This is a genomic window from Stenotrophomonas pavanii, assembly GCF_900101175.1.
Classification (GTDB): domain Bacteria; phylum Pseudomonadota; class Gammaproteobacteria; order Xanthomonadales; family Xanthomonadaceae; genus Stenotrophomonas; species Stenotrophomonas pavanii.
Genome location: NZ_FNFQ01000007.1, coordinates 41,139 through 66,915 on the forward strand (window position 1 = coordinate 41,139; position 25,777 = coordinate 66,915).

Annotated in this window: 29 protein-coding genes; 18 read left to right on the forward strand and 11 right to left on the reverse strand. The window is 62.9% G+C overall.

Annotation, left to right across the window (positions count from 1 at the left end):
- Positions 1-22: 22 nt before the first annotated feature.
- The 3 genes from ftrA (at position 23) to BLS66_RS12875 (ending at position 2,128) form a co-directional block, all read left to right on the forward strand.
- Positions 23-1,024, forward strand: coding sequence for a transcriptional regulator FtrA (gene ftrA / locus BLS66_RS12865; protein ID WP_074726016.1), 1,002 nt, complete (start codon positions 23-25; stop codon positions 1,022-1,024).
- 94 nt (positions 1,025-1,118) lie between these two features.
- Positions 1,119-1,553: a BLUF domain-containing protein gene (locus BLS66_RS12870; protein WP_074726017.1), complete on the forward strand. Its 435-nt coding sequence runs from the start codon at positions 1,119-1,121 to the stop codon at positions 1,551-1,553.
- Between the two features lie 107 nt (positions 1,554-1,660).
- Positions 1,661-2,128: a chemotaxis protein CheW gene (locus tag BLS66_RS12875; RefSeq protein WP_049471240.1), complete on the forward strand. Its 468-nt coding sequence runs from the start codon at positions 1,661-1,663 to the stop codon at positions 2,126-2,128.
- Positions 2,129-2,139: 11 nt separating this feature from the next.
- On the opposite strand, the gene BLS66_RS12880 is transcribed toward BLS66_RS12875, so the two are convergent.
- From BLS66_RS12880 to BLS66_RS12890, 3 genes are all read right to left on the reverse strand, one after another.
- Positions 2,140-2,640: a hypothetical protein gene (locus BLS66_RS12880; RefSeq protein ID WP_058982594.1), complete on the reverse strand. Its 501-nt coding sequence runs from the start codon at positions 2,638-2,640 to the stop codon at positions 2,140-2,142.
- A gap of 92 nt (positions 2,641-2,732) precedes the next feature.
- Positions 2,733-3,320 (reverse strand): TetR/AcrR family transcriptional regulator, encoded by a 588-nt coding sequence (locus tag BLS66_RS12885; protein ID WP_074726018.1) that lies wholly within the window; start codon positions 3,318-3,320, stop codon positions 2,733-2,735.
- Between the two features lie 121 nt (positions 3,321-3,441).
- Positions 3,442-4,539 (reverse strand): FAD-dependent oxidoreductase, encoded by a 1,098-nt coding sequence (locus tag BLS66_RS12890; protein ID WP_074726019.1) that lies wholly within the window; start codon positions 4,537-4,539, stop codon positions 3,442-3,444.
- An 80-nt stretch (positions 4,540-4,619) separates the two neighbouring features.
- Between BLS66_RS12890 and BLS66_RS12895 the strand changes: the two genes are divergently transcribed.
- The 8 genes from BLS66_RS12895 (at position 4,620) to BLS66_RS12930 (ending at position 9,152) form a co-directional block, all read left to right on the forward strand.
- Positions 4,620-5,075 (forward strand): MarR family winged helix-turn-helix transcriptional regulator, encoded by a 456-nt coding sequence (locus BLS66_RS12895; protein ID WP_049471232.1) that lies wholly within the window; start codon positions 4,620-4,622, stop codon positions 5,073-5,075.
- Positions 5,076-5,260: 185 nt separating this feature from the next.
- Entirely contained in the window at positions 5,261-5,716 is a 456-nt protein-coding gene (locus BLS66_RS12900; protein WP_074726020.1) for an SRPBCC family protein, read from the forward strand.
- A gap of 11 nt (positions 5,717-5,727) precedes the next feature.
- Entirely contained in the window at positions 5,728-6,042 is a 315-nt protein-coding gene (locus BLS66_RS12905; protein ID WP_005416268.1) for an ArsR/SmtB family transcription factor, read from the forward strand.
- 2 nt (positions 6,043-6,044) lie between these two features.
- Positions 6,045-6,503 carry an SRPBCC family protein gene (locus BLS66_RS12910; RefSeq protein WP_074726021.1) on the forward strand — a complete coding sequence of 153 codons (459 nt, stop codon included), beginning with the start codon at positions 6,045-6,047 and terminating at the stop codon, positions 6,501-6,503.
- A 134-nt stretch (positions 6,504-6,637) separates the two neighbouring features.
- Complete coding sequence (locus BLS66_RS12915; protein ID WP_049471224.1) at positions 6,638-7,057, forward strand: helix-turn-helix domain-containing protein; 420 nt, start codon at positions 6,638-6,640, stop codon at positions 7,055-7,057.
- Positions 7,054-7,920, forward strand: coding sequence for an alpha/beta fold hydrolase (locus tag BLS66_RS12920; protein ID WP_057494065.1), 867 nt, complete (start codon positions 7,054-7,056; stop codon positions 7,918-7,920). The genes BLS66_RS12915 and BLS66_RS12920 overlap by 4 nt, the downstream gene beginning before the upstream one ends.
- The gene (locus tag BLS66_RS12925; RefSeq protein ID WP_074726022.1) at positions 7,913-8,290 is read left to right on the forward strand and encodes a DUF4180 domain-containing protein; all 378 of its coding nucleotides are present in this window, start codon (positions 7,913-7,915) and stop codon (positions 8,288-8,290) included. Before BLS66_RS12920 ends, BLS66_RS12925 begins: the two co-directional genes overlap by 8 nt.
- A 97-nt stretch (positions 8,291-8,387) precedes the next feature.
- Entirely contained in the window at positions 8,388-9,152 is a 765-nt protein-coding gene (locus BLS66_RS12930; protein WP_074726023.1) for a COG4705 family protein, read from the forward strand.
- On the opposite strand, the gene BLS66_RS12935 is transcribed toward BLS66_RS12930, so the two are convergent.
- Complete coding sequence (locus BLS66_RS12935) at positions 9,149-9,931, reverse strand: 3-hydroxybutyrate dehydrogenase (protein ID WP_074726024.1); 783 nt, start codon at positions 9,929-9,931, stop codon at positions 9,149-9,151. The genes BLS66_RS12930 and BLS66_RS12935 overlap by 4 nt on opposite strands.
- 195 nt (positions 9,932-10,126) lie before the next feature.
- Between BLS66_RS12935 and BLS66_RS12940 the strand changes: the two genes are divergently transcribed.
- Together BLS66_RS12940 and BLS66_RS12945 are read left to right on the forward strand one after the other, a co-directional pair.
- Positions 10,127-10,501, forward strand: a complete 375-nt coding sequence (locus tag BLS66_RS12940) for a nucleotide pyrophosphohydrolase (protein WP_057494069.1) — start codon at positions 10,127-10,129, stop codon at positions 10,499-10,501.
- Positions 10,498-12,375, forward strand: a complete 1,878-nt coding sequence (locus BLS66_RS12945; protein ID WP_074726025.1) for a DUF2075 domain-containing protein — start codon at positions 10,498-10,500, stop codon at positions 12,373-12,375. The genes BLS66_RS12940 and BLS66_RS12945 overlap by 4 nt, the downstream gene beginning before the upstream one ends.
- A gap of 69 nt (positions 12,376-12,444) precedes the next feature.
- Here BLS66_RS12945 and BLS66_RS12950 read toward each other — a convergent pair whose 3' ends face one another.
- Complete coding sequence (locus BLS66_RS12950; RefSeq protein ID WP_074726026.1) at positions 12,445-13,179, reverse strand: hypothetical protein; 735 nt, start codon at positions 13,177-13,179, stop codon at positions 12,445-12,447.
- 687 nt (positions 13,180-13,866) lie between these two features.
- Here BLS66_RS12950 and BLS66_RS12955 point away from each other — a divergent pair.
- Positions 13,867-14,442 (forward strand): 5' nucleotidase, NT5C type, encoded by a 576-nt coding sequence (locus BLS66_RS12955; protein WP_074726027.1) that lies wholly within the window; start codon positions 13,867-13,869, stop codon positions 14,440-14,442.
- An 82-nt stretch (positions 14,443-14,524) separates the two neighbouring features.
- Here BLS66_RS12955 and BLS66_RS12960 read toward each other — a convergent pair whose 3' ends face one another.
- The gene (locus BLS66_RS12960) at positions 14,525-15,364 is read right to left on the reverse strand and encodes a type 1 glutamine amidotransferase domain-containing protein (protein ID WP_074726028.1); all 840 of its coding nucleotides are present in this window, start codon (positions 15,362-15,364) and stop codon (positions 14,525-14,527) included.
- 98 nt (positions 15,365-15,462) lie between these two features.
- Here BLS66_RS12960 and BLS66_RS12965 point away from each other — a divergent pair, with 98 nt between their 5' ends.
- Positions 15,463-16,380 (forward strand): LysR family transcriptional regulator, encoded by a 918-nt coding sequence (locus tag BLS66_RS12965; protein ID WP_074726029.1) that lies wholly within the window; start codon positions 15,463-15,465, stop codon positions 16,378-16,380.
- Positions 16,381-16,934: 554 nt separating this feature from the next.
- The gene (locus tag BLS66_RS12970) at positions 16,935-17,291 is read left to right on the forward strand and encodes a hypothetical protein (protein WP_074726030.1); all 357 of its coding nucleotides are present in this window, start codon (positions 16,935-16,937) and stop codon (positions 17,289-17,291) included.
- A 173-nt stretch (positions 17,292-17,464) separates the two neighbouring features.
- On the opposite strand, the gene BLS66_RS20585 is transcribed toward BLS66_RS12970, so the two are convergent.
- Positions 17,465-18,364 (reverse strand): hypothetical protein, encoded by a 900-nt coding sequence (locus tag BLS66_RS20585; protein ID WP_143025161.1) that lies wholly within the window; start codon positions 18,362-18,364, stop codon positions 17,465-17,467.
- Between the two features lie 69 nt (positions 18,365-18,433).
- Positions 18,434-19,210, reverse strand: a complete 777-nt coding sequence (locus BLS66_RS12975) for a hypothetical protein (RefSeq protein ID WP_143025162.1) — start codon at positions 19,208-19,210, stop codon at positions 18,434-18,436.
- A gap of 363 nt (positions 19,211-19,573) precedes the next feature.
- Between BLS66_RS12975 and BLS66_RS12980 the strand changes: the two genes are divergently transcribed.
- Together BLS66_RS12980 and BLS66_RS20590 are read left to right on the forward strand one after the other, a co-directional pair.
- The gene (locus tag BLS66_RS12980) at positions 19,574-20,488 is read left to right on the forward strand and encodes an SMEK domain-containing protein (RefSeq protein ID WP_074726032.1); all 915 of its coding nucleotides are present in this window, start codon (positions 19,574-19,576) and stop codon (positions 20,486-20,488) included.
- A 116-nt stretch (positions 20,489-20,604) separates the two neighbouring features.
- On the forward strand, positions 20,605-21,117 hold the full coding sequence (locus BLS66_RS20590) for a hypothetical protein (protein ID WP_208596522.1): 513 nt from the start codon (positions 20,605-20,607) through the stop codon (positions 21,115-21,117).
- Positions 21,118-21,536: 419 nt separating this feature from the next.
- On the opposite strand, the gene BLS66_RS12995 is transcribed toward BLS66_RS20590, so the two are convergent.
- The 3 genes from BLS66_RS12995 to guaB form a co-directional block, all read right to left on the reverse strand.
- Positions 21,537-22,082 (reverse strand): restriction endonuclease, encoded by a 546-nt coding sequence (locus BLS66_RS12995; RefSeq protein ID WP_074726034.1) that lies wholly within the window; start codon positions 22,080-22,082, stop codon positions 21,537-21,539.
- A gap of 555 nt (positions 22,083-22,637) precedes the next feature.
- Positions 22,638-24,203, reverse strand: coding sequence for a glutamine-hydrolyzing GMP synthase (guaA, locus tag BLS66_RS13000; protein WP_074726035.1), 1,566 nt, complete (start codon positions 24,201-24,203; stop codon positions 22,638-22,640).
- A gap of 103 nt (positions 24,204-24,306) precedes the next feature.
- Complete coding sequence (guaB, locus tag BLS66_RS13005) at positions 24,307-25,764, reverse strand: IMP dehydrogenase (RefSeq protein ID WP_074726109.1); 1,458 nt, start codon at positions 25,762-25,764, stop codon at positions 24,307-24,309.
- Between the last annotated feature and the right edge of the window lie 13 nt (positions 25,765-25,777).

Below are 25,777 nucleotides of genomic sequence, written 5' to 3' on the forward strand. Positions count from 1 at the left end.
CCGCCACCCGTAGCATCTAGCCATGCCCAGCCCCTCCGCCGATCCCAGCGCACCGCTCGTCGCCATCGTCGCCTGCCACGGCCAGGGGCTGTTCGAGTTCGGCTGCGCGGTTGGCCTGTTCGCGCCGGTGCGGCCGGAACTCGGCGTGGCCTGGTACCGCACCCAGCTGTGCGCGGGCGAGCCCGGCGCGCTGCGCATGCTCGGTAATGCGCAGGTGCAGCTGCCCTACGATCTCAGCACGGTCGATGACGCCGACATCATCGTCATCCCCGGCTGGCGCGAGCCCAGCGAACGTCCGCCACAGGCGCTGCTCGATGCACTCGTCCGTGCGCATGCCCGTGGCGCGCGCATCACCTCGATCTGCTCCGGCGCCTTCGTGCTGGCTTGGGCCGGGCTGCTCGATGGCCGCCAGGCCACCACGCACTGGCGCCTCACCGAAGCACTCGCACGCGACTTCCCGCGCATCGATGTGCGCGAGGATGCGCTGTACGTGGATACCGGCAGCATCATCACTTCGGCCGGCTCGGCCACCGGCATGGACATGATGCTGCACATGGTGCGCAAGGATTACGGCGCGCGCGTGGCCAACCTGGTGGCCGAACGGCTGGTGCTGGCACCGTGGCGCGACGCCGGGCGCAGCCAGCGCGTCAGCCGCGCCATTCCCAACGGCGAGCCCACGCGGCTGGCGAAACTGATGGAATGGATGCGCCGCAACCTGCGCGAGCCGCACTCGCTCGGCAGCCTCGCCGAGCAGGCGGCCCTCAGCCAGCGCACCCTGCAGCGGCAGTTCCTGGAAGCCACCGGCCTGTCGCCGATCGACTGGCTGATCCGCGAACGCGTGGCCTTCGCGCGCGAGCTGCTGGAAACCACCGACCGGCCGCTGCAGTGGATCGCCGAGCAGGCCGGCTTCGGCTCGCAGGAATCCTTCCGCCGGCACTTCCGCGGCCAGGTCGACGCCAGTCCTGCCGAGTACCGCAACCAGCACCGCAGCGGTCTCGGTGCTGACCGCCTGGTGGGCTGTTGACCCAGTGCGCGGTCCCAGGCGTGGCGTGAGCAAAGCCTCACGACGGTGCGAGCTTGCGTGCGTATAGTGACGTGCGTCACAAGAAGCCCCTTCCATGCTCCATGCATTTGCTTACTCCAGCCGCATGTCGGCTGGGCTGTCCAATCACGCCCTCCGCCAGATCGTCTTGCAATCTGCCGCGTTCAATCGCCGGGTGGACGTTACCGGTGCGCTGATCGTCGACGGGCAGCGGTTTTTCCAGTACATCGAAGGCCCGCCCGATGGCCTGGCGGCGGTCAGGCGCCGCATCCAGGACAGCCGTTCGCACGCGGCCGTCGCCCCGGTACTGGACATGGCCATCAGCGCGCGTGCCGTTCCGTACTGGGCGATGACCCACATCGAGACCGGGCAGATCGTGGTGTCCGGCTTGGTGAATGCGCGCTGGGACGAGTTCGGCCACGCCATCCCGGGCATGGACCAGCTCGTCGGCCTGCTCCGTCCGCATTTTCCACGCGTCGGCAGCGTCGGCGCGCCACCCGCAAACACCTGATACACACTGAACCGTCGCCTTGCACGCGCACGCCGCCGCGGCCGCGCGCTGCGTTCAGGCGTCATCATCCAGATCCCCCTTCCCATCGTCTTCGCCACGCCCATCGCATGCCCGTACCCGCCCACCCTGCAACGGAAACACGCGCATCGCCTGCCGACCTGTTCGAGGTCATCGTCGTGCGTGCAGGCACCGTCCTGTTCGCCATCGACGTCCAGGCGGCGGTCGAAATTCGCGGTCCGGAGAGATTCGGCCCTGCAGACCTCCATGGCAGGGCGACCCTGGAGGTCCGTGGGCAACCGTTACCCGTCGTCGACCTGCGCCGCATGAGCGGCCAACCGGCATTCGAGGGTGGCAGCCCGGCCATGCTGTTGATCAACGCCGGCACCGCCCCCCTGGCGCTGGCCGTGGATGAAGTGCTGGAGATTGAGGCACCCGACGCGACCGCACGCGTCCCCGAGCGTGCCGCGGGCCAATCGTTCGGCTTCTGCAGCGGGCACATTCAACTTGACCCGGCACGCTCGGCTGCACTGATCGAACCGGTGGCACTGCTGGCCGCACTCGCCACGCAGGGGTGACCGGCGGCGTCTCAGGATCGTCCTGCCAAGGCACGGTTTCGCAGCCTCCAGCACTGCGCGGCAAAGCCGATCACGAACACCACCAGGCAGGCCAGCAGGGTGTGCAGCACCACCGGGGCCATCGGCGCCGCTGCAATCGGATGCGCTGCCGGCAAGCGGGTCAGCGTTTCGTTGACGCCGGGCACCAACGAGAGCAGGAAGCTGAACGACAGTGCGAAGGTCGACAGGTAACGCGCGGCGCGCCCCAGCCAGCGCAGCCGCGCGGCCAGAACGCCGCCGAATGCCACCAGCAGCACGACCACCCCGAACGCGTGGCCCGGATTGAGCCCCCCGGTGCTGGAGACGGTGAACGAGGTGGCCACCGACAGCACCAGCCCCACCAGGTACAGCTTGCCCGCGCGCGTGGCGGGATCGATTGCGCGATGGCGGATGAAGGCATACAGGCCGCTCAACACCGGGATCAGGCTGACAGCGGTATGGATCACGCCAAGCGTGGACAGGGGGTGGGACATGGACGTATCTCCGGGAAAGTATGAACCTACTAGTAGGTAGGTATTGGACTCAAAAAGAAGGCCCGCGTCGCCGCAGGCCCACCACACATCGTTCAGGTCGCCGCGCTCACCCGCGCGATGGCCAGCCGTGCCAGCGCAGCGAAGGTCGCCGCGTCACCAAAACCGCGCGCGGCCAGCATCGCGCCATGCACCGATGACATGAAGGCCTTGGCCTCGTCCGCCGCCGACCCCTGCAGGCGCAGTTGCCCAAGCGCCGCACCCTTTTCCAGGGTGAGGGCCAGCCAGCCACTCAGGTCCTCGAAATGTCCACGCACTTCCTCGGCAATTTCCGACGGAATCATCGGCGCCTCGGCGGCCAGCATCGCGCAGATGCAGAACGAGGACGTCCCCCCTGCAATACAGCTGGACCAGTACTCCACATATGCGTTGAGTTCCTGCAGCGGGTCGTCGAGCTGGCGATCCAGCAGCGCCAGGCCCTCGCGCGCCTCGGCCCGGTACAGTTCAACCACCGTGCGCACCAGGTCCGCCTTGCTGGGGAAGTGGTGATGGATGCTGGCCTTGCTGATGTTCACCCGCGCCGACACGTCGGCGTAGCTGAAGCCGTTGTAGCCACCGGCCTCCAGCAGCGCGCGGGCGTGGGCCAGGATTTCCTGGGCCTTGGGCGAGAGCGATTCCTTCATGCATTCAATCTACTAGTTGGTAGACTCGCCTGTCAAGCCCCCGGGAGTTCGCGCGGAAAGACCGGCACCGCATTCGCACGACCTGGGCACTGCGGCAACCGGCCGACTGCCAGTGAAGCGATCAGCAACCGCCGTCAGCAGCCCCTTCGGTAATGAACCAGCGCTGGAACCCCTCGATCGCATCCGGCATCAGCGCGCGGGCGCGTTCGCAGACCAGCGCTTCCGCTTCACGGAGGGCGCTGATCGCATCCGGCTGCGCACACAACGCCATCGCCACATCCGACGCGTCCAGCATTGCCAGGTTCACGCCCACGCCCACCGGCGGCATCAGATGCGCCGCATCGCCGACCAGGGTCACGCCATCGCGCGGGGTCCAGCGGAAATCCGCCGGCAGGCTGTAGATCGGCCGCCGCACGAAGTCTGCGCAGGCGTCCAGCACGCGCCGAAGATTCGGGGCCCACCCGGCATAGCTGCCTGTCACCAGCGTCCGCATGCCGTGCTGCGCGATCCGTGCATCGAGCCACTCGGAGGAGCGCTTCAGCGCCGCATACACGCAGAGCCGATCACGGCTGTTGCGTTGCACGAACAGGGCCTCCTCGCCGCCAAAGCAGAACAGGCTGCCCTGCCCGACCATCGCTGCGATGTCGGCTGCTGGCCGCTCGATCCAACCCTCGAAAAAGGTAATGCCGGTTGGCAGCGGCTGGCACGCACTCAACGCCGCGCGCACTTTCGACCACGCGCCATCGGCACCGATCACGATGTCCGCCTCGTGCTCCACGCCGTTGGCGAAGCGCAGGCGGTGGCCGCCCGCCTGTGCAGGGACGAGCTCGGTCAGGCGGTGGCCCCACTGCACCGCGTCCGCCGGCAGCGCATCCATCAGCAGTTGGCGCAGATCGCCACGGTCGATCTCTGGCTTGTCCTTGCTCCCTTCCGGCCCGAACCCACCGGTGGTGATCAACCCGGACCACGGATCGCCCGTTCGCGCCTCCTGCCCCTCGTGGCGCGCCACTGCGCGGAAAGCCTCCAGCAGGCCCGCGCGCTGCAGCGCCACCTGGCCGGAATCGTCGTGCAGATCCAGCGTGCCGCCCTGCGTGCGCTGCTGCCCGGACGCTTCGCCCTCGTACACGCGCACGCGGTGGCCGCCGCGATACAGGATCAGCGCAGCGGTCAGGCCAGCGGGGCCTGCGCCGATGATGGCGATGCGGGAAGGGGGTTGCATGGCGCGATCCAGATGAGTTGACACGTCAACCCTAGACCCGGGTTGTTGACATGTCAACCCTGTCGCGGCAACGTGGGGCCATGAGCCCTCCCCGCATCACCCCCGACGAATGGGCCGCCTGGCGCGGCTTCCGGCGCATGGCCGAGATCACCTCCGGCCGCATCGTCCAGGACATCACCCGCAGCACAGGCCTGTCCAAAGCGGACTTCATCGTGCTGATGGAGTTGAGCCAGGCCAAGGATCGCTGCCGCCGCCAGCGCGAACTGCTGGACTACCTGGAATGGGACAAGACGCGCCTCTCGCACCAGCTGACCCGCATGGCCGGGCGCGGGCTGATCGAGCGCGATACCGACAGCGACAACGTCGTGCTGATCCGCATGACCGCAGAAGGTCACGCACAGCTGCGCGCGGCACGGCCGGTGCACGTCGCCGGCGTCCGCCAGTACTTTCTCGACCATCTCTCCGCCGATGATCTGGCCGCCCTGCAGCGCATCACGGACAAACTGCATGCCGCCCTGCAGGACGCGGAGAGCTGACGCATCGCCCCGGTAGTGCCGGCCGCTGGCCGGCAACTGCAGTCACCCAACGCCACTGGCATGCCGGCCAGTGGCCGGCACTACCACGGTCGCAACGCCATGGGCTGGATTTGACATGCAGGCATTTACCTGCATATAGTCCGTCCCAAGGGCGGCGCCTGCCTGCCCATCGCGAGGAACCTGCAATGGTGGATATCGCACACCGGGTCGGCATCAAGGCCCCCGCAAGCCAGGTGCACCGGGCCCTGGCCACCCCCGAAGGCGTGGCGGCCTGGTGGGCTGAAGACACCCACGGCGACCGTGAGACCGGCGGCACGGTCAAGGTCCGTTTCACCAACAACGGCCAGGAAATCGGCGCCATGGAAATGCAGCTGGAACAGCTCATTCCCGGCGAGCTGGTGCTCTGGAAGTTCCTCGCCGGCCCCGCCGAGTGGATCGGCACGCATGCGCGTTTCGCACTGAAGCAGGAAGGCGACTACTGCATCGTGCTGTTCACCCACGAAGGCTGGAAGGAACGCGTGGAGTTCACCTCCCACTGCAGCACCAAGTGGGCGGTGTTCCTGATGAGCCTCAAGGCCCTACTGGAAACCGGCAAGGGCCAGCCCAACCCGCACGACATCAGGATCGACAACTGGAACTGAAGACATCCCGCATGAATGCAGACAAGGTGTTCAAGGCCTTGGCCGACCCTACGCGCAGGACGCTGCTCGACCTGCTCTGCGAGGACAACGGCCAGACGCTGGGCCAGCTGTGCGAACACCTGGACATGGCCCGGCAATCGGTCACCCAGCACCTGGGCCTGCTGGAAGACGCCAACCTCATCAGCACCGTACGCCGCGGCCGCGAGAAGCTGCACTTCATCAACCCGGTGCCGCTGCATGAAGTCTACGAGCGCTGGGTACGCAAGTTCGAGCAGCAGCGCCTCAGCCTGCTGCATGACCTGAAACGCGAACTGGAAGGAGAATGACGATGTCCGCAGAGACTACCCGCTTCATCCACGTGATCTATATCGCCTCCACGCCACAGAAGGTGTTCGAGGCCATCACCCGCCCCGAGATCGCCAGCCGCTACTGGGGCCACGAGAACGTCTCGGACTGGAAGCCCGGCTCGCGCTGGCAGCACGTGCGCGCCAACGAAACGCGCTCGGTCGAGCTGGTCGGCGAGGTGGTGGAGAGCACCCCGCCCTCGCGGCTGGTCATCACCTGGGCCGCCGCCTCGCAGGCCGACGACCCGGACGCCTACAGCCGGGTGACCTTCGAGATCGTGCCCTACCAGGACATGGTGCGGCTGACGGTGACCCATGAGGAGCTGGAACCGGGCAGCGGCATGGATACCGGCATCCGCCAGGGCTGGCCGATTGTGCTGTCCAGCCTGAAGTCGCTGCTGGAAACCGGCAAGGGATTGGATGTGTTTGCGAAGCCAGCGTAGCCGTCGGGATGGTTGGCCCGCGCGAGCGGCACCGGGCAGATGGCCCCCGGTCGCCGCCGCCGTCCAATACCCAATCACTCCCACAAATTGCATTTCATGGAACAATAGGGAGCAAATGGTTCTCGAGTTCCGATATGTCCCCCGCGTTGCTAACCGTCGAACAGGCTGCCCAGCAGCTCAGCCTGCACCCCAAAACCGTCCTGCGGCATATCCGTAGCGGCCAACTGCGCGCGACCCGCATCGGCAAGTCCTATCGCATCACCGCTGAAGACCTCGACATGTTCACCGGCACCGTGCGTGAGCCCTTCGCTGCGCGCCCACAGATGACCACGGTGGTGGATATTCCCGGATGCGGTGCGGCACGTGCCGCCGACCTGGTCCGTGCCCTGCATGCGCGCGTCACCGGCCGAGAGGCCGACGATGAGCCGCTGCGCATGGAGACGATCTATTCGCCTGAGCACGATGTGCTCAAGCTGATCGTGATCGGTGGCCTGGCAGGTTCCACGGCACTGCTGGTCAGCCTGCAGCGTCTGCTGCAGGACCGCAGCGCATGAAGCGGCAGCGCCCCGGCATTCCCACCCAGCGCGTACTTGCCGCCTACCGCCAAGTGCTTTCGGACTGGCCGGTACCACACGAATCGCACCATCTCGCCACCCGCGCCGGTTCGACATTTGTGGTCAGCTGCGGCCCCGAACACGGCCCTGCCCTGGTGCTGCTGCATGGCACCCTCAGCAATGCCGCCAGCTGGATGTTCGATGCCGCACGTTGGAGCGAGTACTACCGCGTGCATGCCGTCGACATCATTGGCGAACCGGGTCTCAGCGAAGGCACGCAACCTGCGCTGGACAGCGATGCGCATGCGCAATGGCTGGATGATGTCCTCGACGCACTCGGCGTGGAAAGCGCTGCATTCGTGGGCCTGTCCTTCGGCGGTTTCCTGGCAATGGATTACGCGTTGCGAAGGCCTGCCCGGGTTAACGCACTGGTCCTGGTCAGCCCCTCGGGTATCGGGCGCCAGCGTGCATTCCTGCTCAAGGCGCTCCCACTGTTGCTGCTTGGCCGATGGGGGCGTGAGCGCCTGCGCCGTGCGGTCATGGGCCCCGCGCCACTGCGTGCACCTGCACGTGCGCAGCCGCTGCTCGACCTGCTGGCATTGATCCGTGCCGAGGTCCGGCCACGTCCGCTGCGCATTCCCCGCATCAGCGACGAGCGCTTGGCTACGTTGCATCCACCGGCAGCCCTTGTCATGGGCGCGCGTGATGCCCTCATCGATACCCCTGCCGCCGCCGAACGCATGAAACGGCTCGTCCCGACGGCGGACGTCACCCTGCTGGCAGACGCCTACCACTACATCCCCGGCCTGCGCGAAGACATCCTCGCCCGGCTGCGTCGACTGCAGAGCCTCCGGCATGAATGATTCCATTGAGTACATCGGCACCATCCGTCTCCTGCGCATCGAGCCGCAGGGCCCGACACTCGATGCCAACGCCCTGCGCGACCTGGTCGGCGATGCCCTCGGGCACCAGGCCGAGTGGATCGCCATTCCGGTGCAACGCCTCTCTCCGGACTTCTTCGAGCTGCGCTCCGGGATGGCCGGGCAGTGGCTGCAGATGCTGGTGAACTACCGCCTGCACTTCGCCGTAATGGGCGATGTCAGCCGCTACCGCGCGCAGAGCGAATCGCTGGACGCCTGGATCACCGAATGCAACCGCGGCCGCGACGGCTGCTTCGTGGCCGACTGGGACACCCTGCTGGCGCGCCTTTCGGTCTCGGCCAGCGCGGGCTGAACGCCAGCCCCACGCTCACCCTCACCGAACCCGGTTCCGACCGCGCTCCGACGCCCGCCACCACAGCATCGCCCGCAGGCTCCCCAGGCGACGTTCCATGAGTGCTTCAGACGCAGACTCCCTGCACAGCAAAGTGGCGGCGGTCACGCTCGGCTTCTGGGTGATGAAGATCGCCGCCACCACCCTCGGCGAGACTGCGGGCGACCTGCTGTCGATGACGCTCAACCTGGGCTACGTGGCCAGCTCGGCGATCCTGCTGACGATCTTCGCTGGCCTGCTGGCACTGCAACTGTCGGCGCGGCGCTTCCACCCGGTGCTGTTCTGGTCAGTGGTGCTGGCCACCAGCACCGCCGGCACCACCATGTCCGACCTGCTCGACCGCACTCTAGGCCTGGGCTACGCCACCGGCGCCAGCCTGCTGGCCGGCTGCCTGGCGCTGGTGCTGCTGGCCTGGCGCATGTCGGAGAAATCGATCTCGGTCAGCAACATCGAATCGCGCCGCGCCGAAGGCTTCTACTGGACCGCCGTGCTGTTCTCCAACACACTCGGCACCGCGCTGGGCGACTTCCTCGCCGACGATTCCGGGCTGGGCTTCACCGGGGGCGCACTGCTGATCGGCAGCCTCATCGCGCTCACTGCACTGGCCAGCCGCATCAAGGGCATCAATCGGGTCATCCTGTTCTGGATCGCCTTCGTGCTCACCCGTCCGTTCGGCGCCACCTTCGGCGACCTGCTCACCAAGCCGCTGGAAAAGGGCGGCCTGGGCTTCGGCACGGTCGGCTCGTCGCTGGTGTTGTTCACCATACTCGCCACACTGGTGGCACTGCCGATGCTGCAGCGTAAGGCGCAGCCAGCCAGCTAGCGCGCCGTCCAGCCCCCATCCACCGGTAGCGCCGTTCCGGTAATCTGCGCCGCCGCGTCCGAAGCTAGGAACACCACCATCTCACCCAGCTGCTCGGGCGTTACGAACTGCAACGACGGCTGCTTCTCAGCCAGCAGCGCACGCGCGGCCGACTCCTGATCCGTGCCCTCGCGCTCGGCCAACGCGGTGATCTGCTGCTCGACCAGCGCCGTCCGCACCCAGCCCGGGCAAATGGCATTGGCGGTGATGCCGGTGCCGGCGTTCTCCAGCGCGGTCACCTTGGTGAACCCCACCACGCCATGCTTGGCCGCCACATAGGCCGACTTGTTCACTGACCCGACCAGCCCGTGCACCGATGCGATGTTGATGATGCGACCGGCGCCCTGCTGCTTCATGTGCGGCAAGGCCGCCGCCGTGGCATGGAACACGGCCGAGAGATTCAGCGCGAGGATCGCATCCCACTTCTCGACAGGAAACTCCTCTATCGATGCGGTGTGCTGGATGCCGGCATTGTTCACCAGGATGTCGATGCGGCCCATCGTCGCGACAGCGCGGTCGATCATCCCGCGCACCGCCTCGCCACGAGACAGGTCGGCCCCATCGTGCGCCACCCGCACGCCGAACTCGGTTTCCAACCGGGAACGAATGCGTTCGATTTCCGCCGCATCGCCGAAGCCGTTCAGCACGATGTCCGCGCCCTGCCGCGCCAGCGCGGTGGCGATGCCAAGACCGATACCGCTGGTGGAGCCGGTGACCACCGCAACCTTTCCACTGAACATGGGTGAGCTTCCATCGGGGGTAGGCCGTGAGTGTAGCCGCTGTCGTGGCCCCGACTAATGGCCTTCGAATGCAGGCTTCGCCGACAAGGGCTCTTCTACGCCCTCACTACCCGCCAGATGTCACTGGGCGAAATGTCGCTTACGCCCCAATGGCATGGGTAGAATTGGCCCAATTCTGTCGTATAAGGCCATGCCATGGAACACCCTCTCGTCGAGGTTCGGGGCGCTGCCCAGGCGCTCAGGGAGTTCGCCGAAGCCCGTGATTGGGCACAGTTCCACTCCCCCAAGAATCTTGTCATGGCCCTCTCTGGTGAAGTTGGAGAGCTGAACGAGATTTTCCAGTGGATGACGGAGGCCGACTCCTTCAAGGCAGCGTCCTCTGAAGCCACCGCCAACGCCGTACGCGATGAAATCGCCGACGTAGCGCTGTACCTCATCCGGCTGTCGGACGTACTCGGGATCGACCTGAATGAAGCCGTCAGCAGCAAGCTGGTTATGAATGCCGCCAAGTACCCGGTGGACCTCTCGCGAGGTGTCAGCACCAAGTACAACAAGCTGTCGCAGCCATGATCGTCTACCAGGCAGACAAGGCGTCCTTCCTTCGTCAATGCAACGATGAAGAGATTGAGGAGGTCATCCGCGCCAGTTTCAAGGCGGCGACAAAGGGCGACGTAGGCGAGTCCGAGATACGTTCCTGGCGCGAGTCCCTTCGGTACGTCGCGCGCGCGCTCACCCACCACTCCGTTCCCGACGACGTCGGCGTGGCAGTGGAGTTCATTCTTCCTCAGTCAAGGAAGCGCATCGACGTCGTCTTGACCGGTCGCGCCGAGGACGGGGCGCCCCATGTCATCATCATCGAGCTCAAGCAGTGGTCTGCCATCAAGTCGACCAAGCGCGATGCCATCGTAGAGCTTCGTGAAGGGCAGCCACTCGTCCACCCCAGCTATCAGGCGTGGTCCTACGCTGCGTTTCTCGAAGGTTTCAACGAAGCGGTCCATGATGGAAAGCTCCAGCTCCATCCCTGCGCCTACCTGCATAACTATGTGCCGGACGGTGTCATCGACTCGCCGCACTACCGGGCCTACATCGAACGTGCCCCACTCTTCCTGAAGAGCAGCGGGGATCTGGAAAGGCTGCGTGGCTTCATCAGTCAGTACACCTGCAAGGGCGATGGCGCGTCTGTGCTTGCCGAGCTGGAGAATGGCCGAATCCGCCCGTCCAAAGCGCTCGCCGACGATGTACACAGGCTGCTGAGGGGAAACAGTGCCTTTGCGCTGCTCGATGAGCAGAAGCAGGTATTTGAAGCCGCCAAGGCTGCGTGTGCCCAAGCGCACGCAAGCGGAAAGCCCCGTGTCGTCATCGTTGAAGGTGGCCCAGGCACGGGCAAGTCGATTGTCGCGGTGAACCTGCTCGCGGCGCTCCGCGATGGGTTGACCGTCAAGTACATCTCCAAGAATGCCGCGCCTCGCGCCGTGTACAGCAACACGCTCATCCAGAAGCCCGAGAACGCCCATCTGGTGCATCTTTTTGGCGGCTCCGGCTCGTTCACCGAATCGGCGCAGAACGCGTACGACGTGTTGGTCGTGGATGAGGCACACCGCCTTACCGAGAAGAGCGGGTTCTACGGCAACCTCGGTACGCACCAGATTCAGGAATTGATCAACGCCGCACTTTGCAGCGTGTTCTTCATTGACGAGGACCAGCGCGTCACGCTGAAGGATGTCGGTACCAAAGAAGCGATTCGAGACTTCGCCATCGCCCGTGGCGCGACAGTGGAGGAGTACGTCCTATCCTCGCAGTTCCGTTGTGCAGGCTCCGACGGCTATCTCGCATGGCTGGATGACGTGCTGCAGATCAGGCCCACCGCAAACACAACGCTGGACGAGAACAGCTACGACTTCCAGATCTTCGATGATCCGTCCGCGCTGCATGCCGCCATCGAAGCCAGGAACACCGGCAACCGCGCCCGCGTAGTGGCTGGCTATTGCTGGCCGTGGAACAGCAAGAAGAACAGCAAGGAGATGGACATTGTCATCGGCAACTACCGGCGGCAATGGAACCTCAACGACGACGGAAGCCTCTGGATCATCTCGCCAGATTCGGTTGTAGGCTGCATCCATACCTGCCAGGGGCTGGAAGTCGACTACATCGGGGTGATCATCGGGCCAGACCTGGTCATGGAAGACGGCGCGCTCAAGACCGTGCCTCGCGCGCGGGACCGGCACGACAAGACCATGAAGGGATTCGTGAAGTTGTCAACGGCTCATCCCGCACACGCCGCCGAGCTTGCGGACACCATCATCAAGAACACCTACCGCACCTTGATGACCCGAGGGATGAAGGGCTGCTACGTATACGCGACCGATCCGCAGGTTGCCGCCTACTTCAAGGCCCGACTGCAGCGCGTGGAAGCGGGTGAACAGGCTGTAGAGATGGAGGCCTGAGCGCCTCCACCTGATGGCTGGCCAGCGGAGGATCCACGCCGCACGTGGATCCTCTTGCTCAGCTCCCCATCACTTCCAGTGATCCGGCGCCAGGAACGGCAGGCTCAACACAAACACCGGAACCGCTACCGGCACCAAGGCGGCGCCCAGCACTTTGCCGGCCGCCGAACCGACACCCGGCTTGTCCTCCCTCTCCGGTAGGATCCGCTGCGCCCGCGCATTGATCGGCTGTGTCAGCTTCCCCTTCTCTGCCAGTGCCGCAGCATCGGGCAACTTCACCCGCTCGCCGTCGCCCTCGAACAGCGCGCTGTAGTAGCTGCCGCCCTTCCTTGAAAGATTGCAGGCGCGGTCAAACGCCAGCGCGTAGCGGGTCCGGTCCATCGGCAGGTAGTAGCGCGACCGCTCCTCCACTGCCTTGGCCTCACGCGGGGGGACCTCAATCCGCTCCAGCTTGAACCGCGCGGCCTGCTCTGCCGTTACCTGCTCCGGCCGCAGCAGCAGCGCATAGCTGCCATGCACCTTGGCCTTATTGGCCGGGTCGCGCCAATCCTCATGGAAGTACATCTGCGCGCAGGCCACGGCCTCGCGCAGCGGACTGTCCATCAGCGCCCGGTACTCGCGAAACGGCGCGACATTGAAGCGCATCGGCTCGTCATAGCGCGGCAGCAGGTACAGCTGGTCGTCGTCGGCGACGAACGCGCTGGTGATCTCGCGGGTAGAAGCGTGCTCCTCCGGGCCACTGGCACAGCCAGACAGCAGGCCAAGGCACAGGGCGGAGAAGGTGAAGAGGATGGACGTTCGCATGTCGTGTTGGTGGGCTTCCCTGGAAAAACGGCCCCGCCCGGAAGGACGAGGCCAGCCCATCATGGTGCCATGCCGGCCTTGCCCTGCCCAATCAAACGGCTGGAGATCGAGCGGGTTCAAGCCGCTGGCGCTGGTCAGCGTGATATATTGAGTGCGCCTGGACATCCATGTTCAGTGACGTTCCTGGATCAGCCTGGAACGAGCGCCACAGGCATATCCCCGTTCGGCCTTTCCGTAGCGCTTTGGGATTATCCAATCACCAGCGCGCCAGATTACTTGTTGGTTGGCGAAATGAGCCAGTTGCTGGGGCCATGCCTCTTGGCCAACGGCCAGAGCAGCCACTCGGCATGCCTTTGAAGAATCGCCGCGATGTATACCGCATTTCAAGCGTGCCGATTACGGCATCTGCCGTGAGGCGATGTCCATCTCAGTTTCAATTCTGGTTGGTGGTGCCCATATTGTGTTGTTACGGCGCGGTACACCGCCCCGCTGCAGCTGCGCCTGATGGACTCAGAAGGCACTCTGGCGTTCCGCATTGGCGGGGTTGCAGGCCATCACTCTTTCGCCCCGGACCGACGCCAGCGGCATCGCGATTGCTGCCATATCTGTCGCAATCACCAAGCACTTTGCCCCGCTACTGGGGAACCGATGAAGAAGAAAGCCCACTCTTGAAAGGAGAACGCGCAAATGAACGCTGATGATGTGAAGACCATGCCGGTGATGGCCCCGCTCGCCAACCAGCACATAGGTGGATCGAGTGCATCCAGACGCACCATCTACGTAGACCTTGATGGTGTCATGGCCGACTTCGACGCGGCATTTCCCGCCCTGTTTGGCCTCGACCACCGCGTGCTTGCCGACGATGAAATGTGGGGGCACATCAACAACCACCCGTCATTCTTCCGCGACCTTCCGCCGATGCAAGGTGCAGTGGAGTTTTTCCACAGCATCCACCACTTGAACCCGGTGATTCTCACAGCCTGCCCGAAATCGAACTATCCGCTCGCCGCGATGCAGAAGCGACAGTGGGTTCGCGAACACTTGTCAGCAACCTGCCTGGTGTTGCCTGTGCTCGGCGGCAGGCACAAGCCTCTTTTCATGCACCAGCCGGGCGATGTTCTGATCGATGACTTCAAAGAGAACTGTGATGCCTGGACAGCCGCCGGAGGCGTGGCGATCAGGCACGCCGGCGATTGGACCGCGACGCGTCACGCGCTTTCCCAGATTGAAGATCTGTCAGGAATAGCGCTCGCGAAGGGCTGATTCCCTCTCTGCCGCCCACAGACAGGCCGAGGCGCTGGCCCCTCGGCCCACAAGGCTGGCAGCCTGCGGTGCAGGCCCCGCCCTACTTCAACCGCTCCACCAACCGCTGCCCCACCTCCAGCGCCGACGCCGGGTTCTGCCCGGTAATCAGCTCGCGGTCCACCACCACATGCCCGGTCCACGGCGTGGTGTTGCTGCTGAACGTCGCACCCGCCCGCTGCAATGCAGTCTGCGGGTAGAACTTCATCTCACCGCCGCCCAGCAGCGGCTTGGCCTGCTCTTCTTCCTGGTTGCTGATCACCGTCATCTGGTAGCCGCTGTAGATCCACTTCGGCGTGGCCGGCATCGCACCCACCTCCAGCTTTGCCACGAAACCCGCCGCATCCGGCAACGCGGACAGCAGCGCGATCGGCCCGTGGCAGACCAGCGCGGTGGTCTTATTGCGCTGGTGGAAGTCGGCCAGCAGCCGGCCCAGCGCCGGGCTCTTCAGCAGGTCCTGCATCGGCGCGTGGCCACCGGGAATGTAGACCGCATCGAAACGCGCGTAGCCCTGCTGCTCGATGCGCGCCAGGCTGACCACCGGCGAGGCCGTCGGCGAGGTCAGCGCCAGTTTCTCCAGCAGATCCTTGTGCAGCGTCAGCTGCGCGGCATCGTTGCCGAAGTAGGCCGGCGTCACCGAGGACGCATCCACCGTGGGCGCCCGCCCCTGCGGCGTGGCGAAGGTCACCTCGTGGCCCGCGTCCAGCAACAGCTTGACCGGCTGCATCAGCTCGTTGAGATAGAAGCCGGTGGACAGCACCTTGCCGTCCTTCAGGTCCAGGTGGTTTTCATCGGACAGCACCACCAGCACGTTGGCGGCCTGCGTGCCGCTGGCGGCCAGGGTCAGGGCCAGCGCTGCGGCCAGCCGGGTCATCAGGTTCATGGGGGAGCTCCTAATCGGGGAATGGCGGCCACTTTATTCATCGCCCCAGCGGCGATAAATTGGCCCCATCGCAAAACATCTGTTCCCCGGAGAGCCAAATGAGCCGCAAGTTCGACTACCTGGGCGATGTGGAGGTGTTCCTGGCGGTGGTCGAGCACGGCTCGTTCACCGCCGGCGCGGTGGCGCTGTCCACCACGCCCTCGGTGCTGAGCCGCGCGGTCACCCGTCTGGAAGCGCGGTTGGGTCGGCAGCTGCTGCAGCGGACCACCCGCCGCGTGGGCCTGACCGATGCTGGGCGGCTCTATCTGGAACAGGTGCGCACCGCCTTTGGCCTGCTGGACGACGCCGAGCGCGACGTACTGGCCCAGGACGGTGCGCTGGCCGGCCGCGTGCGCCTGAGCGTGCCCACCACCTATGGCCACTACCGGCTGCCGCCCGTGCTGGCGCGCTTTGCGCAGCAGTACCCGCAGGTGCAGGTGGAACTGAACATCACCAACCGCAACGTGGACCTGGTGGCCGAAGGCTTCGACCTGGCCATCCGCCTGGGCCAGCTGCCGGACAGCGGGCTGGTAGGGCGGAAGCTGGAAGATGCCCCGCTGCTGCTGGTGGCCGCGCCGGACTACCTGCAGCGCCGCGGCACACCACAGACGCTGGACGATCTGCAGCAACACCTGTGCCTGCCCTTCGTGATGCCGCGCACCGGGCGGCTGGCGCCGTGGATCTTCCGCGACGGCGGGCGCGACGTGGACTGGCTGCCGCGTTCGTCCATCGAGACCTCCGACGATGTGCTGGGCGTGGTGTCGCTGGCCGAACAGGGCATCGGTATCTGCCAGAGCTATGAATTCATCGTGCGCGAGCGCTTGCAGCGTGGGCAGCTGGTGGAGGTGCTGCCGCAGTTGCGGGGAAGATCGCGGCCGTTTTCGGTGATCTATGCGCCGCATCGGCGGCAATCTGCGGCGGCGCGGGCGATGATTGAGTTGTTGGTGGGGAATGCGGCTGAGAATGGCGCCGGTTGAAGCCGGGGGCCTGTTAACGGTGTCGGGTTTGAACCGCTTTTCGGGATGTGCGGTCGGTCGCGCGCCGCTGCCTGCCGAAGCGGACTAAGAACTGTTGTAAAGAAGGCTGTCGCGCTATTTGCTTGTGGCGTGGGCGATTGCGCCACTTGATTTCGCTATAAGCAGAGCGGCTGCGCGAATGCGTCTGCTGGCGTCGCGTGCTGCACGAATGGTGCGTGCAACAATAGTTCTTCGCTTTCGGATTCAGCGATTCCTTCGCGAATTTCTATTGGCATTCGAAGCGCCCGCGTAAACACCATGGCTCGCCACCGAAAAAGGGTGGCAGCGGGCCTGCAAACCCGTGATGAGAGATGCACCTGTAGTTTGCGCTTGCCCGTCGGCACCGTCCTTAACCGGTGCCGGCGGGCAATCCGTCGGCCTTTCTGGCGGGCGGTGCGTGGGGGTCCTCGGGCCCACCGGTCTATGGTGCTATTTCATCCCGGTTTGCAGCCACGCATCGTCCGCCACCCCGCTACGCGGTGGCGCTGTTAAGCACAGCCACGGAAGCCGACGCCATGAACGAATCCGACACCTTCTCCTCGTACACCGTTGTTGAGCCCATCAACGACGACACTCCCCTGCCCGACCTGAACTCCCTACTCGGTATCCTCAAGCGCATGCGCGGCTGCGAAGGAGCTGATGGGCATCCTTGGCCGGAGAATGACGTATCACCCGGCCGGCGCGTGAGCCTGGCGAGGAGCGAGCGCGCGATGGTTGGGGCGCTCGCGGTGCTGGAGTTGCTGCACGCGGCAGACCGCTGCCGGGTGGCAGCGGAGCCGGAACGGCATTTGGATGAGGGGGTGGTCGATGGGTTGTTTCTGGCTTGCCGAGGGTTGGTTGAGTGGGCTTGTCGGGAGGTTAGGCCGGAGTGAATTGCTTGCCGGAGCATACTCACGGCAGATTTCGTCTAGCATCACACCGAGCAATGTCCGCTTCCGGCCAGAAGCGGACTTCGACCAACGCCTGAGTTAAGCTGACTATCTCAATGCGGACCGGTCGCGCGCGAAACCGCAAAGCAGGCTTAGCTTTAACGAATGGTTAGACATCACCTGCTTGACGCGAGGTCCACTGGCGCCAGAAGCCGAAGGACCGCAGCGCTAGATGCTACGACAAACACCGCAGTGGCCAATGAAGGGGCAACTGGGTCGGATGTTCCCTGGCCATGACGAAATAAGTGTATTCCATCAATAAGTTGGGCGAATCCATCCATGGACTTCTCCAGCATGGTGCGTTCTGTGTCGTTTACTGCAGCACCTAAGAGAAAGGGCTTGATCTTATTCTCAACCATCCAACGGTTAAGATTCTTGCTTGCTGGATCAATAAGGCGGGCGAGGATCTCAAGGCTCTCAAAAGATGATCTCACCGCAGCTTTCGTGTCGGGTGGACTGGAGTCCAAATACGCGTGCGATTGTTCGAAAGCTGTGCGTACGGCGGCATGCCGTGGATTGGCAAGGCAAGCGAGAGCTGATGCTCGATTGCGTTCGAACTCTTCATCAACAAAAAAGTGAACGCCGCCCTCAGAGTCCGAGATGTAGCCAACATTCTCTTCCCGCAGAGCGCGATTGACAAAGTCTCGCCAAGCTGTGGCTTTTGGGAAGATGTAGCCAGTACTCCCATCCGGCTTTGTTACCCGCTGCCTATCACTTGCCTTTAAATAGCGCCATATGAGAGTAATAGACGAGAGGACGTACTCGATGCGTGATTCTGTGAAGAACTGAGTGAAGTTGTAGTACGTGAGGTTGAACTTGTCTGAGTAGAACGTGCTGATGATTAGTCCGCCTTCTTGGCGAAGGTAAGACGCCAGCTTTGCATACTCAGAGTAATGATTACCCTGTAGGTAGGCATCCAATCTGTTCCGAAACATAATACTGTCTTGGCTAGGAGCGCCCCGGGCGATGTACTGCCGGGTAAAGAGTTCGCCGCACTTTGGTTCGAATTCACCCATGACCTTTCCTGAGATGCCTGACGTCTGAATTAAGCCGCATCGCGAAGCGTGGTCGGTTTGAACGAATAGTTAGGGTTCATCCCATGGATCCTGGCCTGAAATGTCATTGAGCACGGCGATGATCTGGGCCCCCAGCGCTAAGGCTTCTTCGGCTTGCTCCTCGGGTACGTGCTGAGCGTGAATCGCCGCGTTACAGATTTGGGTTACGTAGTCGAACGACCGCCGTAAGTAGGACATGTCGGGATGCTCACGCAAAAACAAGTCGAACAGCTGCCGCGCACCCATTAGCTTTGGCCGCTCGTACGGGTCGGTGATTGCGACTCGCTTCCCAAGGATCTTGCGAAGATGCCGCTCGATTTCAATACGGGTTCTGGCAAGCGCGAGAGTGCTGTCCTCGCTCTGCATCATGAGCTTCTTCTCTACTTCGCGAGCGTCATCCGTTGCTTGCGGCGCCTTTCTCTCAACGGCTTCGCGAGCATCACGCAGCTCCTGAAGCCCCGGAATGTTGACGGTGACATGGTTTGACATGTTGCCGATGGTGTTTACATTGGTGGAAAGAACCGAAAGGCTGTTGCGGATTTCAGCTTTGAACTCCCGCAGCTCTTCTTTAGCCTGCTCAACCTGCCGCTCAAGCTCTAAGAAGCTGCCGATCTTGATCTTGGAAAAGAACGGCAAGAAGAGGAAGAACAGCCATAGGATTACGTAGAGCGCATCGCCCATAAGAACCTTGCGACTGGGCGGAAAGCCCGAGTTCGCAACAAATCCCACAAGAAAATAGAAAGAGATCAGCCATGAAAGAGCCGGAAGCGCCCACGCGGGCATGCTGTGGTTCTTCTTGTCACCCATTTTGCCGCCTACTCTCCCATAAGCCCCAACTACGTCTTAGCCGCGTCACTGGTCCGGTTCTACGACCTATTCACAGCGCACAGTGTTGCGGGCTATCCCCCTGGATACGCCTCGATCTTACAGCGGCTCGGTCCGGCCAACAAGCCAACGTATGACTGGACCTAGCAGGGTGCAGAGGTTGCGCTCCGGCGGATGTCGGCTTTGGGTCGCATGACGCCCTGCGGCCAGTTCCTGCCGTTCGCGATGGCTGGCCTTCTGGTAGGCTAACCGAGCAGGAAGTGTTATTTGGCAATTACCGGCTGAGACTGCATGAAATCGCAGAAGCTTGCTCTTGAAGCCGACCATGACCGAAGGTGAACTAATTTGCTTGAAGCACTCATAAAGAATCTGAGCCAGGACATTGCCGTGATGCAGCGCCGCATCGAATTAGGCAAAGATGCTGGCTTCAACGATATGTCACGGCTATTAGAGGTTTTGACAATTCAGTTCTTTAAATCGCTTGGTATTGCCGATCTCGTGCGAACGGATCAACTCCGTACGAACTTTCCGGCGATTGATGCTGCCGATAGGATCAAGAATGGCGGCATCGCCGTACAGGTCACCTCGGTGGCGAACGCTAGCAAGGTAAAGAAGACGATCGAAGTATTTGAGAAGAAGGCCCCCAACGGAACATCCATCAAAGACAGCTTTGCCAAGCTTTACATCTTCGGCTTCTGCGAGCACACCAAGCGGGCGGCAGTGCCGACGTATTGCGAAGTGATTGGCCCTGGGTTTCTTCTCGACCGTTTGGTGGATCTCGGCGATGAAGCCCCCGTGCAAGAGATTCTGGATTCCATCCGCCGGCATCTTGATTACGGTTCGATTCACCCATACGACGACGTGGAGTGCCTGCGAATCGCGCTCGGATACATCAGTCGCAATGCGGTGAGGCACTTCATGTCCTGTGAGGGTGACGTCAACGATATGACCCGAGGCTTGAATGAGATCACTGAACTGATAGGCAAGGGCACGGTGAACCGTAAAGAAAAATCTAAGGCGCACCATGAGTTCCAAGATGACGTTATCGCATCCTTCCTCCGACTCGTGATGGATCGGATCGGCCAAATCACAGCGATCGTGAACCGTCGGCGGCTTCCCGGTCAGAATTTTGCATGCTTAGGGCATGAGGACATGCGGGCGATCGACAAACTTAAGCAGTCAATAGCATTGTCGGCTCAGACCATCGCCGCGAGCTATGGAATATTCGACATGCATCTGGGAATGCACGAGATCGACTAGCGAGCAGTTGCCCCTGTCGGCTTATAGTTAGCCCAATGCGAGAGATTGCAATAGACGCGAATCAGTTTTCGATGGATTGAGCAGCCTAACAAACAGTCCACGAAACTACCCCTTATATGGCAGACAACCAGATGAAGGCAGAAATCGAAACAAAGGCAATTCGAGATCTTACTCGTCTATCGCTACCAATCGACGATGGTTATATTTTTCGACTGGGAGTGTCGCTTTATTCATTCGCCTCGCTTAGCAGCTTCATGGCGGAAATCGCCAGTTATCTAGACCCCACGATTAACAAAGCCGAGCTGACGGGGAAGATGGGCGGCGAAATACTTAACGCATTCCGAAAATCTGTAAAAGCAGCGAAATTTCATAACCAAAAGATTGGCCCAATTGGTCAAGCAGCCGCAGACTTGTTCCAGACGTTGAATTCCGAGCGTTCTGACATCATTCATTCCTACCCTATCACAAACACATCCAAGGCTCAGATCCTTCTTCGTCGACTAGATGCAAAAGACAAGTATTTCGAGGTCACGAATGAGTTCTTGGATAGCTTCATATCAGGGCTTCACGATGTAAGCGATGAGCTTTACAAAATTCGAAAGATTGTGCGCCCAGATCTGGGGGATTAAGGCGCAACCAGCCGCGAACTCGAACGCCTCGGGACTCGTGGGACTCGGCCTTTAATTTTCGCTGCCTGGCGCTTAAGGACTAGTGGCGTAGTTGCCCGCTTTGGGTCGCATTACGACCTACTTCTCGGCGCAGGAGAAGCTTGACACCCCCTTCAACAGGAGTTGGACATGACTATTCTTCACGCATCTCAGCCCCGAGAACCCTGGAACAAGGGAAAGTTGATCGGCAAGAAGGCTCCGCTCAAGCTGAAAGGCATCTGGGCCATCCAAATCAGGATGCAACTGAGTCACAAAACCCCCGACTTGGCCCTGTTCAACCTGCGATAGACTCGAGGCGTCCACGTTTGGCCAAGAGAGGGCAGAGGGCGACACTCGAGTTAGGTGGTGCGCCGCGCGACGGTATCGGCTGAGTCGAATTGTTAGGCCTCATCCGGGGACAATCCGAGCGCGGCCCTTGTGTATTCGGCCCTGTCATCCGACATGAGCGACATTGAGCTTCCGTTGCACCACCACGCGATGTACTCAGGAATGTGCACGCAGGGCGGCGGCGGAGTTGGTGGACCGTCGCTCCTTGCAAACCAATTGCTCTTTCCTTCTACCAAGTAGCACAGGGCAATTCCGTGCTGCTCGGCAAATTGAATGGCACCCGCCTGAAAGCCGGCGGTTGAGAAGATCATGCCCTTTTGCGCGCCCAACGATTGAAGGCGCGAATGCAGGACTTGAACATCCTTCCGCTCTGTCTTTCGCTTGTGATGCTTGCATTCAATCAGCACAAGAAAGTTGGCACCGAGCGCCTTGAATCGAGCGGCGACATCGATCTCGTACTCTCCGTCTGATGACGTTAGACGCTCCAAGTGCTTCGACTCGTACTCGAAAAGCCCTTCGGCTGCCGCGTCGACGATTCCTTTGACGGCCAGCTCGAATTGCCGTGGACTCAGATTTATCGGATTGCCGAATCGCGGCATATGGGCCCCAGGTTCCGAGCAGGCAGACCCGTGGGTCCATACATCCGACACCACACTCCCTCGAGTGTCGCGTCCTTGCTCTAGTGGGAGATTACGGAACCTAGGTCCCCCTGACAAGCTGACGTATAAACGGACCCAGCCGGCCAGTCTGATACCCCCCCGGACGGCCGGCATCGGATCAAACTCCCTTATCGTGTCAGGTAAGACGGAGGCCGAGAAGCCAACCGTCGGCAGGGGCCGCAGCACCACCCCAGATGATTCACTCGGTCACTTGAAATCCGTCGAAGAGCGCCAGTCCACCACCAATGCCAGCGCCGCCCAACGTAGGCGAAGGTACATTCGCCCCCTGGCCGAATGTCCACAGCTGACATTGGATCTAACCGGTCGACGCATCGGCTTGTCGGCTGGACCGGAAGTGGGCCATGCTCGCTTGGTTGCTTTCGGCCACAGATGTTTGCTTCGGGAGAACAGCTGCCCCACTGCCAACTGTTTGCCTCGTGGATAGCGGACACGACAAACAACAAGGGCGCCTCTCGGCGCCCTCGTTCTTCCAACTCATTCCCACTCAATAGTAGCCGGCGGCTTCCCCGAGATGTCATAAACCACCCGCGACACCCCCCGCAACTCATTGATGATCCGGTTGCTCACCGTACCGAGGAACTCATACGGCAGATGCGCCCAATGCGCCGTCATGAAGTCAATCGTCTCGACAGCCCGCAGCGCAATCACCCACTCATAAGCGCGCGCATCGCCCACCACGCCCACCGACTTCACCGGCAGGAACACGGCAAACGCCTGGCTGGTCTTGTCGTACAGGTCGGCCTTGCGCAGCTCGTCGATGAAGATGGCATCGGCCTTGGCCAGCAGTTCGGCGTATTCGCGCTTCACTTCGCCCAGGATACGCACGCCCAGGCCCGGGCCCGGGAACGGATGGCGATAGACCATGGTGCGCGGCAGGCCCAGCTCGACGCCCAGGCGGCGCACTTCGTCCTTGAACAGCTCGCGCAGCGGCTCCACCAGGCCCAGCTTCATGTGCTCCGGCAGGCCGCCCACGTTGTGGTGGCTCTTGATCACATGCGCCTTGCCGGTCTTGCTGCCGGCCGACTCGATCACGTCCGGGTAGATGGTGCCCTGCGCCAGCCACTTGGCGTTCTTCAGCTTGTTCGACTCTTCGTCGAAGATCTCAACGAACAGGTTGCCGATGATCTTGCGCTTGGCTTCCGGGTCGCTCACGCCTTCCAGCGCCTTGAAGTAACGGTCGGCGGCATTCACGCGCACCACCTTCACGCCCATGTGCTCGGCAAACATCGCCATCACCTGGTCGCCTTCCTGCCAGCGCAGCAGGCCGGTATCCACGAACACGCAGGTCAGCTTGTCGCCGATGGCCTTGTGCAGCAGCGCAGCCACCACGGACGAATCGACGCCGCCGGACAGGCCCAGGATCACTTCGTCATCGCCGACCTGTTCGCGCACACGGGCGATCTGGTCGTCGATGATGTTGGCGGCGGTCCACAGGGTCTGGCAGCCGCACACGTCCACCACGAAGCGGCGCAGCAGCGCCTGGCCCTGCAGCGTGTGGGTCACTTCCGGGTGGAACTGCACGCCGTACCAGCGCTTTTCTTCGTTGGCCATGGCGGCCACCGGAATGCGGTCGGTGGTGGCGGTGATGGTGAAGCCCGGCGGTGCAACGGAGACGTGGTCGCCGTGGCTCATCCAGACATTCAGCTTCGGCTCGCCGCCGTGGTCGCTCAGGCCCTTGAACAGTGCATCGGGGTTGATGACGTTCACTTCGGCGTGGCCGAACTCGCGCTGGTCAGCGGCTTCGGTGGCACCGCCCAGCTGGGCAGCCAGGGTCTGCATGCCGTAGCAGATGCCGAAGATCGGCAGGCCGCTGTCGAACACTTCCTGCGGCGCGGCCGGGGCGCCCGGCAGCGTGGTCGATTCCGGGCCACCGGACAGGATGATGCCCTTGGCGCCAAACGCCGCGATCTCGGCCGGGTTGTGGTCCCACGCCCAGATTTCGCAGTAGACGCCCAGCTCGCGGATGCGGCGGGCGATCAGCTGCGTGTACTGCGCGCCGAAATCGAGGATGAGGATCTTGTCGTTATGGATGTTGGTCATGGCGCCCCGGCAATGCAGTAGGGAAAACGAAATCAGATTTACGGCGGCAGATGGAGAAAGAGGAACGGGAAGTGCTTCCCCGTTCCTCTTTGCTCGGCCCGCGTCAGGCGCGGTAGTTCGGCGGCTCTTTGGTGATCGTCACGTCGTGGACGTGGCTCTCACGCTGGCCGGCGCCGCTGATCTTCACGAACTTGGGCTTGCTGCGCATCTCGTCGACGGTGGCGCAGCCCACGTAGCCCATGGTGGCGCGCAGGCCGCCCATCAGCTGGTGGATGATGCCGCCCACCGGGCCGCGGTACGGCACGCGGCCTTCGATGCCTTCCGGCACCAGCTTGTCGGCGGTGGCGGCGTCCTGGAAGTAGCGGTCCTTCGACCCCTTCTCCATGGCAGCCAGCGAACCCATGCCGCGGTAGCTCTTGTACGAACGGCCCTGGTACAGCTCGGTCTCGCCCGGCGATTCCTCGGTACCGGCCAGCAGGCCGCCGACCATGATGGTCGAGGCACCGGCAGCCAGCGCCTTGCCGATGTCGCCCGAGTAGCGGATGCCACCGTCGGCGATCAGCGGGATGCGGTCCTGCAGGGCTTCGGCCACCAGATCAATGGCGGTGACCTGCGGCACGCCGACGCCGGCGACGACGCGGGTGGTGCAGATCGAACCCGGGCCGATGCCGACCTTGACCGCGTCCGCGCCGCTGTCCAGCAGCGCCAGTGCGGCTTCGCCGGTGCAGATGTTGCCACCGATGACCTGCACGTTCGGGAAGTTCTTCTTGACCCAGCTGACGCGGTCCAGCACGCCCTGCGAGTGGCCGTGCGCGGTATCGACCACGATCACGTCCACGCCGGCGGCGACCAGCGCTTCCACGCGGCGATCGGTATCGCCACCCACGCCGACGGCAGCGCCGACCAGCAGGCGGGTCGACAGATCCTTGGCAGCGTTCGGGAAGTCGGTGTTCTTCTGGATGTCCTTGACGGTGATCAGGCCACGCAGTTCGAACGAATCATTGACCACCAGCACCTTTTCGATGCGGTTGCGGTGCAGCAGCTGCAGCACTTCGTCAGACGCGGCGCCTTCCTTGACCGTGATCAGGCGATCCTTCTTGGTCATGATGTGGCGGACCGGATCGTCCAGCTCGGTCTCGAAGCGCATGTCGCGGTGGGTCACGATGCCGGCCAGCAGGCCGTCGCTGCCCACCACCGGCACGCCGGAGATGTTGTGTGCCTGGGTCAGGGCCAGCACGTCGCGGATGGTGGTTTCCGGGCCGACGGTGATCGGGTCGCGGATGACACCGGCCTCGAACTTCTTGACCTTGGCCACTTCCGCGGCCTGCTGTTCCAGGCTGAGATTCTTGTGGATGATGCCCATGCCGCCGAGCTGTGCCATCGCGATGGCCAGGCGGGCTTCGGTGACGGTATCCATGGCTGCGGACAGGATCGGAAGCTTCAGCTTCAGGTCTCGGGTCAACCGCGTTTCGAGGTTGACGTCCTTGGGCAGGATGGTCGAGTGGGCGGGGACGAGCGAGACGTCGTCGTAAGTGAGTGCTTCAGCCTGGATGCGCAGCATCGGCATACCCGAG